Below are 12,519 nucleotides of genomic sequence, written 5' to 3' on the forward strand. Positions count from 1 at the left end.
CGGATCGTCCCCGCCGTGGCCTGGGGCCCCCCCCCCCCCCCCGTGGGGGGGGGGGTGTCACCACCCCCCGGCCGGGGGCCCCCGCAACCGGCCCCCCGCGGCTCGCGGACATCGCGGCCCAGTCCGGGGTCAGCGAGGCCACCGTCAGCCGGGTCCTCAACGGCAAGGCGGGGGTGGCCGGCGCGACCCGGCACAAGGTGCTCGCGGCCCTCGACGTGCTCGGTTACGAGCGTCCCGTACGCCTCAAACGCCGCAGCGCGGGCCTCGTCGGGCTCGTCGTGCCCGAGCTGACCAACCCGATCTTCCCGGCGTTCGCGCAGGTCGTCGAGCAGGTCCTCGCCGGGCACGGCTACACCCCGGTGCTCTGTACCCAGATGCCCGGCGGTGCCACCGAGGACGAGCTCGTCGAGCAGCTCGTGGAGCGCGGGGTGGCAGGCATCGTCTTCCTCTCCGGCCTGCACGCGGACGCCTCCGCCGACCCGGCCCGCTACGCCCGGCTGACCGCCCGCGGCGTGCCGTACGTCCTCATCAACGGCTACAACGAGAACATCGACGCCAACTTCGTCTCCCCCGACGACCGGGCCGCGGCCCGCATGGCCGTACGCCACCTCGTCGAGCTGGGCCACGAGCGGATCGGGCTCGCCATCGGCCCCACCCGCTACGTCCCCTCGCGCCGCAAGGCCGAGGGCTTCGCCGCCGAGCTGTACGAACTCCTCGGCGTCGAACGCGCGGACGCGGAACGGTTCATCAGACCCACGCTCTTCGGCGTCGAGGGCGGCCACGCCGCCGCCGACATCCTGCTCCGCGAGGGGTGCACGGGCATCGTCTGCGCCTCCGACCTGATGGCGCTCGGCGTGATCCGCGCCGTCCGCGCCCGCGGTCTCGACGTGCCAAGGGACGTCTCCGTCGTGGGCTTCGACGACTCGCCCCTGATCGCCTTCACCAGCCCGCCGCTGTCCACCGTGCGCCAGCCGGTCCAGGCCATGGCGACGGCCGCCGTCGGCGCGCTCCTGGAGGAGATCGAAGGCAATCCGGTGCAGCGCACGGAGTTCGTCTTCCAGCCGGAACTGGTCGTCCGCGGCTCCACCGCGCAGCCGCCGGCCAAGGCCCCGGCGGCCTTTTCGCAGGTGGTTCCGCAAGTCCTTTCGTAACAACTTGCGTTGAGGTGTCCGGAGGGTTGACCGGGCGCCGGGGCACTCGTACGGTCACGGCTGAAAACAGTTGCTGAAGTTTTCGGCAACTTCTTGCTACACCGACTGCGACACCGACGTCGCACAGGAGGAAGCATGGCCAGAAGAACCGTGGCCGCTGCACTCGCCCTCGTGGCGGGAGCCGCCGCTGTGGCCGTCACGGGAAACACCCCGGCGCAGGCCACCCCGCCCGGCGAGAAGGACGTCACCGCGGTGATGTTCGAATGGAACTTCGCCTCGGTCGCCCGTGAGTGCACCGATCGCCTGGGCCCCGCCGGATACGGATACGTGCAGGTCTCCCCGCCCCAGGAACACCTCCAGGGCGGCCAGTGGTGGACCTCGTACCAGCCGGTCAGCTACAAGATCGCCGGACGTCTCGGCGACCGCACCGCCTTCAAGAACATGATCGACGCCTGTCACGCGGCGGGCGTCAAGGTCGTGGCCGACTCCGTCATCAACCACATGGCGAACGGCTCCGGCACGGGAACGGGCGGGACCCCGTTCTCCAAGTACGACTACCCGGGTCTCTGGTCCGGCTCCGACATGGACGACTGCCGCTCCTCGATCACCAACTACGGGGACCGCGGCAACGTCCAGAACTGCGAACTCGTCCAGCTCCCCGACCTCGACACGGGCGAGGAGTACGTCCGCGGCAAGATAGCGGGCTACCTGAACGACCTCCTCTCGCTGGGCGTCGACGGCTTCCGGATCGACGCCGCCAAGCACATGCCGGCCGCCGACCTCGCCAACATCAAGTCCCGGCTGACGAACCCGAACGTGTACTGGAAGCTGGAGGCCATCCACGGCGCCGGCGAAGCCGTCTCCCCGAGCGAGTACCTCGGCAGCGGAGACGTCCAGGAGTTCCGCTACGCCCGCGACCTCAAGCGCATCGTGCAGAGCGAGAAGCTCGCCTACCTCAAGAACTTCGGCGAGGCCTGGGGCTACATGCCCTCCGGCCAGTCCGGCGTCTTCGTCGACAACCACGACACCGAGCGCGGCGGAGACACCCTCTCCTACAAGGACGGCGCGAACTACACCCTCGCCTCCGTCTTCGCGCTCGCCTGGCCCTACGGCTCTCCGGACGTCCACTCCGGATACGAGTGGACCGACAAGGACGCGGGCCCGCCCAACGGCGGTCAGGTCAACGCCTGTTACGCCGACGGCTGGAAGTGCCAGCACGCCTGGCGCGAGATCTCCTCCATGGTGGCCTTCCGCAACACCGCGCGCGGCCAGGCCGTCACGAACTGGTGGGACAACGGCAACAACGCCATCGCGTTCGGTCGCGGCTCCAAGGCGTACGTGGCCATCAACCACGAGTCCTCCGCGCTCACCCGCACCTACCAGACCGCCCTCCCCGGCGGCACCTACTGCGACGTCCAGTCGAACACGCCCGTGACGGTGAACTCGTCCGGCCAGTTCACGGCCACCCTCGCCGCGAACACGGCCCTGGCCCTGCACGTCGACGCCACCGGCTGCGGCGGCACCACCCCCACCACGCCGCCGCCGACGACCCCGCCCGCCACCGCCGGCGCCTCGTTCAACGTCACCGCCACCACCGTGGTCGGCCAGAACATCTACGTCACCGGTAACCGCGCCGAGCTCGGCAACTGGTCCACCGCCGCCGCCCTGAAGCTCGACCCGGCCACGTACCCCGACTGGAAGCTCGCCGTCGGCCTCCCCGCCGGCACGGCCTTCGAGTACAAGTACATCCGCAAGGACGCCGCGGGGAACGTCACGTGGGAGTCCGGTGCCAACCGCACCGCGACCGTCCCCGCCTCGGGCCAGATCGTCCTGAACGACACCTTCCGCAACTGAGCCTCCCCCTCTCCGCAGGGCCGCCCCCAACGGGGCGGCCCCCCTTCCCGTACCTCCAGGGAGCACCCCCGTGACACCCAAGAGAACAGCGGTCGCGCTGGCCGCCGCCCTCTGCGCGGCCCTCGTGCCCGCGGTCCCCGCGGCCGCCGCGCCCAGGCCCCCCGCGCCGCCCTCCGACCGGACGCTCGCGGCCCAGCCCGCCCGCCAGGACCTCACCCGCGAGCAGTTCTACTTCGTGCTGCCGGACCGGTTCGCCAACGGCGACACCTCGAACGACCGCGGCGGCCTCACCGGCAGCCGTACGCAGACCGGTTTCGACCCGGCCGACAAGGGCTTCTACCAGGGCGGCGACCTCAAGGGCCTGACCCAGCGGCTCGACTACATCAAGGGCCTCGGGACCACCGCCATCTGGATGGCGCCGATCTTCAAGAACCGGCCCGTGCAGGGCGAGGGCAAGGACGCGAGCGCCGGCTACCACGGCTACTGGATCACCGACTTCACCCAGGTCGATCCGCACTTCGGGACCAACGAGGACCTGGAGAAGCTGATCGCCGCCGCCCACGCCAAGGGCATGAAGGTCTTCTTCGACGTCATCACCAACCACACCGCCGACACCGTCGACTACGCCGAGAAGAAGTACGGCTACCGCCCCAAGGGCGCCTACCCGTACCTCGACAAGGACGGCCGCCCCTTCGACGACCGGGCCGCGATCGGGAAGGTGGACGCGGACTCCTTCCCGTACACGCCCGTCGCCTCCGCCGAGAAGGCCGGCACCAAGGTCCCGGCCTGGCTCAACGACCCCACGATGTACCACAACCGGGGCGACTCCACCTGGGCCGGCGAGTCCGCCGAGTACGGCGACTTCGTCGGCCTCGACGACCTGTGGACCGAGCGCCCCGAGGTCGTCGAGGGCATGAAGAGGATCTACGAGACGTGGGTCCGCGACTTCAAGATCGACGGCTTCCGCATCGACACGGTCAAGCACGTCGACCTGGACTTCTGGACGCAGTGGGCCACCGCCCTCGACGCGTACGCCAAGGAGCGGGGCCGCGAGGACTTCTTCATGTTCGGCGAGGTCTACTCCGCCGACACCACCGTCACCGCCCCCTACGTCACCCGGGGCCGGCTCGACGCCACCCTCGACTTCCCCTTCCAGGACGCGGCCCGCGCCTTCGCCTCCCAAGGGGCCGGCGCCGACCGCCTCGCGAAGGTCTTCGCCGAGGACTACCGGTACACCACCGACAAGGCCAACGCCTACGAGCAGGTGACCTTCCTCGGCAACCACGACATGGGCCGCATCGGCACCTTCCTCAAGCAGGACAACCCGAACGCCTCCGACGCCGAACTCGTCCGCCGGGCCGAGCTCGCCAACGAGCTCATGTTCCTGTCCCGCGGCAACCCGGTGATCTACTCCGGCGACGAGCAGGGCTTCACCGGCGCCGGCGGTGACAAGGACGCCCGCCAGCCCCTCTTCGCCGCCCAGGCCGCCGACTACCTCGACGACGACCAGCTCGGCACCGACCGCACCCACGCCACCGACGCGTACGACACGAAGCACCCCGTCTACACGTCCGTCGCCGAACTGTCGCGCCTCACGAAGGCGCACCCCGCCCTCCGCGACGGCGTCCAGCAGGAGCGGCTCGCCGAGGGCTCCGTCTACGCCTTCTCCCGTACGGACGCGAGGACGCGGACCGAGTACCTCGTCGCCACCAACAGTGCCACCACCGAGAAGACCGTCACCATCCCGGTCGACTCGGCGGACTTCCGCGCCCTGTACGGGGGTCAGGGCGCGTACGTCGCGGCGGGTGGCAAGGTCACCGTCACCGTCCCGGCCCTCTCCTCCCTGGTCCTCAAGGCCGACAAGCCCCTCCCGGCCCCGGCCACCGGCCCCACCCTGTCCCTGGACGCCCCGGCCGTCGGCGCCACCGGCACCGTCGAGCTCAGCGCCGACGTCACCGGCGGCGGCCTCAACCGCGTCGTCTTCGCCGCCCAGACCGGCAACGGCCCCTGGCAGGTCCTCGGCACCGCCGACCACGCCCCCTACAAGGTCACCCAGCACGTGACCGCCGCCGCCGGCACCGCCCTGCGCTACAAGGCCGTCGCCGTCGACAGCTCCGGCCGCACCGCGAGCGCCACCGCCACCACCACCGCCGGACAGGTCCCCGCACCCGAGAAGCCGGTCGCCGTCGAGCGCACCCACGCCGTCGTGCACTACCAGCGCCCGGACGGGAACTACGACGGCTGGACCCTGAAGGCCGCCGGCCAGGAGGCCGCGTTCACCGGCCGCGACGCCCACGGCGCCTTCGCCTGGGTCAAGGTCCCCGAAGGCGCGTCCACCGTCGCCTACACCGTCGAGAAGGACGGCGCCGCCGACGGCCCCCAGCGGAGCATCACCCTCGGCCGCACCGGCGAGGTCTGGATCACGCAGGGCGCCGAAGGCCAGTCCGACACGAACCCGGCCCCCGCCCCGCAGGACAAGACCAAGGCCGTCATCCACTACCAGCGCGCGGACGGGAACTACGACGGCTGGGGCCTCCACACCTGGACCGGCGCCGCCCAGCCCACCGACTGGTCCAAGCCCCTCCTGCCGGTCCGCACCGACGCGTACGGCGCCGTCTACGAGGTGCCGCTCGCCCAGGGCGCGACCTCCCTCTCGTACATCCTCCACAAGGGCGACGAGAAGGACCTGCCCACCGACCAGTCCCTCGACCTCGCCACCTACGGCCACGAGATCTGGACGCTCGCCGGACAGCAGAAGTACCTGCTCCCGACCGTCGGCGGCGCCCCGAACCTCGACCTCACCAAGGCCGAGGCCCAGTGGATCGACCGGAACACCGTCGTCTGGAAGGTGAAGACCACCGACGCCACCAGCCAGCAGCTGGTGTACGCGAAGGACGGCGGGATCACCGTCACCGACGGCGCCCTCAGCAGCGAGGGCCAGTGGCTCCGGCTGAACCAGGCGGCGCTGACCGACGCCCAGAAGGCGAAGTACCCGCACCTCAAGGACTACCCGGCCTTCACCGTCGACCCGCGTGACGCCGACCGGACCCGCGCCTCCCTGCGCGGCCAGCTCATCGCCACCCAGCGGGCGGCCAACGGCGCCCTGCTCGCCGCCACCGGCGTCCAGACCGCCGGCGTCCTCGACGACCTGTACGCGAAGAAGGCCACAGGGGCCGCCCTCGGTCCGGTCTTCCGCAACGGCCGCACCACCCTTTCCCTCTGGGCCCCCACCGCCCGGTCCGTCGCCCTCGAACTCGACGGCCGGACCGTGCCCATGCGGCGCGACGACAGCTCCGGCGTCTGGTCCGTCACCGGCCCGAAGTCCTGGACGGGCAAGCCGTACCGCTACGCGGTGAAGGTCTGGGCCCCGACCGTCCAGAAGGTCGTGGTCAACCAGGTCACCGACCCCTACTCCACCGCCCTCACCACCGACTCGGCCCACAGCCTCGCCGTCGACCTCTCCGACGCGGCCCTGAAGCCGCAGGGCTGGGGAACCCTGAAGAAGCCCGCCGCCGTACCGCTGCGGGACGCCCAGATCCAGGAGCTCCACATCCGCGACTTCTCGGTCGCGGACCCGACGGCGAAGGCCGACCACCGGGGCACCTACCTCGCCTTCACGGACAAGGACAGCAAGGGCTCGCAGCACCTCAAGGCGCTCGCCGACTCCGGCACCTCCTACGTCCACCTCCTCCCGGCCTTCGACATCGGCACCATCCCCGAGAAGAAGTCCGGGCAGACCGCACCCGCCTGCGACCTGAAGGTCTACGCCCCCGACTCCGAGGAGCAGCAGGCCTGCGTCACCGCCGCCGCGGCCAAGGACGCCTACAACTGGGGCTACGACCCCCTGCACTACACCGTCCCCGAGGGCTCCTACGCCACCGACCCCGAAGGCACCCGCCGCACGGTCGAGTTCCGGCAGATGGTCCAGGCCCTCAACGGCAACGGCCTGCGCACCGTCATGGACGTCGTCTACAACCACACCGTCGCCGCCGGACAGTCCGACAAGTCCGTCCTCGACAAGATCGTCCCCGGCTACTACCAGCGCCTCCAGGCCGACGGCACCGTCGCCACCTCCACCTGCTGCGCCAACACCGCGCCCGAGAACGCCATGATGGGCAAGCTCGTCGTCGACTCGGTCGTCACCTGGGCCAAGGACTACAAGGTCGACGGCTTCCGCTTCGACCTCATGGGCCACCACCCGAAGGCCAACATCCTGGCCGTACGGAAGGCCCTGGACGAGCTGACCGTCGCGCGCGACGGCGTCGACGGCAAGGCGATCGTCCTCTACGGCGAGGGCTGGAACTTCGGCGAGATCGCCGACGACTCCCGCTTCGTCCAGGCCACCCAGAAGAACATGGCCGGCACCGGCGTCGCCACCTTCTCCGACCGCGCCCGCGACGCCGTGCGCGGCGGCGGCCCCTTCGACGAGGACCCGGGCGTCCAGGGCTTCGCCTCCGGACTCTTCACCGACCCCAACTCCTCGACGGCCAACGGCACTCCCGCCGAACAGAAGGCCCGACTGCTCCACTACCAGGACCTGATCAAGGTCGGCCTGACCGGCAACCTCGCCGACTTCACCTTCACCGACACCTCGGGCCGTACGGTCAAGGGCAGCCAGGTCGACTACAACGGCGCCCCGGCCGGCTACGCCGCCGCCCCCGGCGACGCCCTCGCCTACGCCGACGCCCACGACAACGAGACCCTGTACGACGCGCTCGCCTTCAAGCTCCCGGCGGGCACGTCGGCCACGGACCGGGCCCGCATGCAGGTCCTCGCCATGGCGACGGCCACCCTCTCGCAGGGCCCGGCGCTCTCCCAGGCCGGCTCGGACCTGCTGCGCTCCAAGTCCCTCGACCGCAACTCCTACGACAGCGGCGACTGGTTCAACGCGATCCACTGGGACTGCCGCGACGGCAACGGCTTCGGCCGCGGCCTGCCCCCGGCGGCCGACAACAAGGCCAAGTGGTCCTACGGGAAGCCGCTGCTCGTGAACCCGGCGCTCACGGTCGGCTGCGAGCAGATCGACGGCGCCTCGGCGGCCTACCGCGACCTCCAGAAGATCCGTACGACCGAGCCGGTGTTCTCGCTGGCCACGGCGGACCAGGTCCAGTCCGCCCTGTCCTTCCCGCTCTCGGGCCGCGACGAGACTCCCGGCGTCGTCACCATGCGCCTCGGTGACCTGGTCGTCGTCCTCAACGCGACCCCGCGGGAACAGACACAGCAGGCCGCCGGCCTGGCGGGCAAGGGCTACGCCCTCCACCCGGTCCAGGCGAACGGCTCTGACGCGGTCGTGAAGTCCGCCTCCTACGAGGCCGGTTCGGGCACCTTCACGGTCCCCGCCAGGACGGTGGCGGTCTTCACGGCGCGGTGATCGACCGCTCCACCAGCGAGCGCTCCATCAGCGTGACCCCGTAGCGCGTGCCGTCGGCGGCGAGCTTCCCCGGCTCCTCGCCGACGACCCGGTAACCCGCGGCTTCGTAGTACGTACGGAGCCGCGGGTTGCTCGATACGCAGTCGAGACGGGCGACCGCCCGCCCGCCGGCCACGATCCGCCCCTCGGCGTGGGCGAGCAGCGCCCGGCCGGTCCCCGCGGGCGCCGACGCCCGGTCCGTCATCAGCCGGTGGACGTACCCGGCGACCGGCGGCTGCGCGCCCCAGGCCTGCTCGTCCTCCCACCACAGCTCGTACGCGCCGACCGCCCGGTCCCGGCCGAGGGCCAGCCACACCTCACCGGCGGCGATCCGCCCCCGGAAGTGCTCGGCGCTCTTCCCGCCCGGTTTCCACTGGTCGATCCCGTTCCGTGCCATCCAGTCGGCCGCCCCGTCGAACAGCCCCACCAGAAGGGCCGGATCCCGGTCGTCCGCCTGCCGGAAGGTCACTTGTGTCGTCATGGCGATCACCGTAAAGGTGTGGCCAAAGCATCCGACATCCGTATCCCCCTCTTCCGGGAGTGACCCCCATGCCGCAGATCACCGTGGACTACTCCGCGCCCCTCGACCGGCGCGGCTTCGCGCTCGCCCTGCACCCGCTCGTCGTCGAGTCCGTGAACGCCACGCTCGACGCCTGCAAGACCCGCTTCCGCGAGGTCGAGGAGACCGTCGTCGGCGACGGCTCGACCGAGGACGTCATCGTCCACGTCGAGATCGCCCTGCTGTACGGCCGCACGGACGACGCCAAGGCGCGGCTCTCCAAGGCCGTCCTCGCCCTGCTGCCGAGATACGTCAAGGCGACCGAGAACGTCCGGCTCTCCGTCGAGATCCGCGACCTCGAGTCGTCCTACCGCAAGCGCTGATCGGGCACGGCGGCCGCCGGTGCGACGACCGCCGGCACGAGCGCGGCGAGCCGGGCCACCAGGTCCCCGAAGGGGCCGTCGGCCGGCTCGTCGGCGAGGATGCCGACCAGGATCTCCGCCATCTCGGCGTCGTACGCGGCGCTCACCGCGGCCAGCGCCGCGAAGTCGTGCACGAGCTGCAACTCCAGCTCCGCGCGCGGGATCCGGCGGCCGTCCAGCCAGAGCAGGGCCGTCGACTCGGCGAGCGACACCCAGGAGCGGACGACCAGTTCGAGCCGGGCCGAGGGCCTGTCGACCCTGAGATGGGCGAGGATCTGCTCGTACGCGGCCTGCCGCACCTCGTCGATCATCGCGTTCGTCGTCGAGGACCCCACCGCGGGACCGCCGCGCATCAGCGCGGCGAAACCCGGCCCGTGCTCGTCCACGAAGTCGAAGAACCGGCCCATCACCCGCAGCAGCCGCGCCCCCAGCGGGCCCTGCGGCGGCTCCACGAACCGGGCCGCCAACTCGTCGGCCGCCCGCCGCAGCGCCGCCTCGTAGAGGCTCTGCTTGCCGGGGAAGTAGTGGTAGACCAGCGGTCGCGAGATCCCCGCGGCCGCGGCGATCTCGTCGATGGACACCTCGTCGGGAGAGCGGTGGCTGAAGAGTTCGAGAGCCACCCCGATCAGCTGCTGCTTGCGCTCCTCGACGCCCATCCTGCGGCGTACCCCGGTCGTCATACGAACAGCCTAACGGGGTCCGATACGCTCCTGCTTCATGAGCGCTTCCGACCAGGACACCCCGACAGTCGAGGCCCCGGAGGCCGCGGAGGCACCTGAGGCCCCCGAAACCGACGAGCCCGACGAGTCCGACGACCTCGACGACCTCGACGACCTCGACGAGTCGGACGACCTCGACGAGTCCGACGACATCGACGAGGGGTCCGCGACGGGTGGTCTCACCCCCAAGCAGGCACGGCGGCTCCGCGTCGCCGCCGCGTCCGTCCTGCTCGTGGCGATGGCCGTGGTCCTCGTCATCCGCCTCGCGAGCCGTACGTCCGTCCTGGTCGTCGGCGTGTACGGCCTCGCGATGATCCTCTGCGGCGTCGTGATCGAGCTCTCCCGCAACGGCCGTACCCGGCTGGCCACCTGGCTCCTGGTGGGCGGCCTGCTGGCCGCCCTCGCCTTCGACTGGCTGATCCTGCCGTGACGACCCGGTCGGTCTGAGGCCTACAGGTCCAGGACGAGCCGCTTCCCCGCGCACCGCGAGACGCAGATCAGCATCGAGTCGGCGCGCTCCGCGTCGGTGAGGAGCTCGTCCCGATGGTCGATCTTCCCTTCCAGGACCCGCTGTTGGCAGGTCCCGCAGAAGCCCTGCCGGCAGGAGTACGTGATCCCGGGCAGCTCCTCGCGGACGGCGGCCAGCACCGACTGGTCGGCCGCCACCGTCACCGTACGGCCGGAGCGGCGCAGTTCGACCTCGAAGGCGGTGCCGCCGATCGGCGCGGCGGCGGAGAAGCGCTCCAGGCGCGGCGCCCGGCCCTCCGGCATCGACGCGGCCACCGCGTCCATCAGCCCGTCGGGCCCGCAGCAGTAGACGGCCGTCTCGACGGGCACGTGCGCGAGGAAGTCAAGCTCGGGAAAGCCGGACTCGTCCTCGGCGACGACCGTGAGGCGGTCGCCGCCCACCTCGTGGAGCTCCTCCAGGTACGGCATCGTGGCCCGGCTCCGCCCGCAGTACACGAGCCGCCAGTCCGCCCCCGCCGCCTCGGCGGCGCGCACCATCGGCAGGACCGGGGTGATGCCGATGCCGCCGGCGACGAAGACGTACGCGGGGGCGTCGACGAGCGGGAAGCGGTTGCGGGGGCCGCGGATCTCGACCTCCGTGCCCACGTGGAGCTGCTCGTGCACCTCGCGCGAACCGCCCCGCCCGTCCTCGATCAGGCGCGTCGCGACCGTGTACGTACCGGAGTCGGCCGGGTCGCCGCAGAGCGAGTACTGCCGCACGAGCCCGGACGGCAGGACGAGGTCGACATGGGCGCCCGGCTGCCACGCGGGCAACCCGGCGCCCTCCAGGCGCAGTTCGACGACGCCCTCGGCGGGGGTGGCGCGCCCGGTCACGAGGACCCGGCGGGGGACGGTGCTGCCCCGGCCGTAGCCGGACACGGGCACGTCGAGGGCGGGCATCGGCCACAGCGGGGCCGTGGACATCCGGCGGCGCACGGCGCGCCGGACGATCAGCGCGGCACCGGCGACGAGGGCGACGGTGGTCAGGCGGGGCATCAGTGGCCTCCGCCGGCGCCCGGGGAGGAGGCGAGATAGGCCAGCGCCTGCGCGGTGTCGCCCTCCTGGGAGGGGTGGTAGGCGCGGCTGAGGTAGCGGGGTATCGAGCGCAGCATGTCCGGGGTGGAGGGCAGCACGCCCTGCCGGCCCTTGCGGTAGAACTGGCCGAAGGAGGCCTTGCCGTCGAGCAGGCTCGGGTCGTTCTCCATGAAGAAGCGGGCGCCCCGCTGCCAGAGGAAGACGAGCGCGGAGAAGGCGAGCGCCCAGGTGCGGGCGCGGCGCCGGTAGCCGCCGTCGAGGTGCATGAAGAGCTCGAAGGCGACCGAGCGGTGCTCGACCTCCTCCGCCCCGTGCCAGCGCAGCAGGTCGAGCATGACGGGGTCGGCGCCGCGCCGGTCGAGCTCGTCGGCGTTGAGGACCCAGTTGCCGAGGAAGGCGGTGTAGTGCTCGATGGCGGCGATCATCGCGACCCGCTCCATCAGCCACCAGCGGCGCGGCCGGCCCGGCGGCAGGGTCCGGTCCCCGAGGAGCTTCTCGAAGAACCAGTCGACCTGTGCGGTGTACGGGGTCGGGTCGAGGCCCAGCGCCCGCAGGTGGGGGAGGACGTCGTCGTGGGCCTGGGAGTGGATGGCCTCCTGGCCGATGAAGCCGATGACGTCCTCGCGCAGCCTGTCGTCGGTGATGTACGGCAACGCCTGCTTGTAGACGTGCACGAACCACCGCTCGCCCGCCGGGAGCAGCAGGTGCAGCACGTTGATCGTGTGCGTGGTGAAGGGGTCGCCGGGAACCCAGTGGAGCGGGGTCTCCGCCCAGTCGAAGGAGACCTTGCGGGCCTTGAGCTCGACGTGTTCCGACGCCACCGGTGCAGGCTGCGTATTAGACATGATGTCAATGTACTGAGGGGTAAGGCGATGGCAACAGGCTTGCGCACCGCCTTTTTGGCGGTACGGGCGCCCAGGAC

Annotated in this window: 9 protein-coding genes; 5 read left to right on the top strand and 4 right to left on the bottom strand. The window is 71.4% G+C overall.

Annotated features, from left to right (window positions below; genetic code table 11):
- Positions 1 to 20 precede the first annotated feature (20 nt).
- The 3 genes from ACWFR1_RS29225 to pulA all read left to right on the top strand — a co-directional run bounded on the left by ACWFR1_RS29225 (position 21) and on the right by pulA (position 8,376).
- Positions 21 to 1,151: a LacI family DNA-binding transcriptional regulator gene (locus ACWFR1_RS29225; protein WP_453556434.1), complete on the top strand. Its 1,131-nt coding sequence runs from the start codon at positions 21 to 23 to the stop codon at positions 1,149 to 1,151.
- 135 nt (positions 1,152 to 1,286) lie between these two features.
- Positions 1,287 to 3,005, top strand: a complete 1,719-nt coding sequence (locus ACWFR1_RS29230; protein WP_453556333.1) for a carbohydrate-binding module family 20 domain-containing protein — start codon at positions 1,287 to 1,289, stop codon at positions 3,003 to 3,005.
- A gap of 70 nt (positions 3,006 to 3,075) precedes the next feature.
- A complete protein-coding gene (pulA, locus tag ACWFR1_RS29235; RefSeq protein ID WP_453556335.1) occupies positions 3,076 to 8,376 on the top strand; it encodes a pullulanase-type alpha-1,6-glucosidase in 5,301 nt (1,766 codons plus the stop codon).
- Here pulA and ACWFR1_RS29240 read toward each other — a convergent pair.
- The gene (locus ACWFR1_RS29240; RefSeq protein WP_453556338.1) at positions 8,363 to 8,896 is read right to left on the bottom strand and encodes a GNAT family N-acetyltransferase; all 534 of its coding nucleotides are present in this window, start codon (positions 8,894 to 8,896) and stop codon (positions 8,363 to 8,365) included. The genes pulA and ACWFR1_RS29240 overlap by 14 nt on opposite strands.
- Positions 8,897 to 8,964: 68 nt before the next feature.
- Between ACWFR1_RS29240 and ACWFR1_RS29245 the strand changes: the two genes are divergently transcribed.
- Positions 8,965 to 9,297 (top strand): 5-carboxymethyl-2-hydroxymuconate Delta-isomerase, encoded by a 333-nt coding sequence (locus ACWFR1_RS29245; RefSeq protein WP_453556341.1) that lies wholly within the window; start codon positions 8,965 to 8,967, stop codon positions 9,295 to 9,297.
- Here ACWFR1_RS29245 and ACWFR1_RS29250 read toward each other — a convergent pair.
- On the bottom strand, positions 9,282 to 10,016 hold the full coding sequence (locus tag ACWFR1_RS29250; protein ID WP_453556344.1) for a TetR/AcrR family transcriptional regulator: 735 nt from the start codon (positions 10,014 to 10,016) through the stop codon (positions 9,282 to 9,284). The genes ACWFR1_RS29245 and ACWFR1_RS29250 overlap by 16 nt on opposite strands.
- 37 nt (positions 10,017 to 10,053) lie before the next feature.
- On the opposite strand from ACWFR1_RS29250, the gene ACWFR1_RS29255 reads away from it, so the two are divergent.
- Positions 10,054 to 10,485 carry a hypothetical protein gene (locus ACWFR1_RS29255; RefSeq protein WP_453556346.1) on the top strand — a complete coding sequence of 144 codons (432 nt, stop codon included), beginning with the start codon at positions 10,054 to 10,056 and terminating at the stop codon, positions 10,483 to 10,485.
- A 20-nt stretch (positions 10,486 to 10,505) separates the two neighbouring features.
- On the opposite strand, the gene ACWFR1_RS29260 is transcribed toward ACWFR1_RS29255, so the two are convergent.
- Positions 10,506 to 11,558: a PDR/VanB family oxidoreductase gene (locus ACWFR1_RS29260; protein WP_453556348.1), complete on the bottom strand. Its 1,053-nt coding sequence runs from the start codon at positions 11,556 to 11,558 to the stop codon at positions 10,506 to 10,508.
- Positions 11,558 to 12,442 carry a metal-dependent hydrolase gene (locus ACWFR1_RS29265; RefSeq protein WP_453556351.1) on the bottom strand — a complete coding sequence of 295 codons (885 nt, stop codon included), beginning with the start codon at positions 12,440 to 12,442 and terminating at the stop codon, positions 11,558 to 11,560. Before ACWFR1_RS29265 ends, ACWFR1_RS29260 begins: the two co-directional genes overlap by 1 nt.
- Between the last annotated feature and the right edge of the window lie 77 nt (positions 12,443 to 12,519).

Source organism: Streptomyces sp. NPDC055103 (assembly GCF_053607625.1).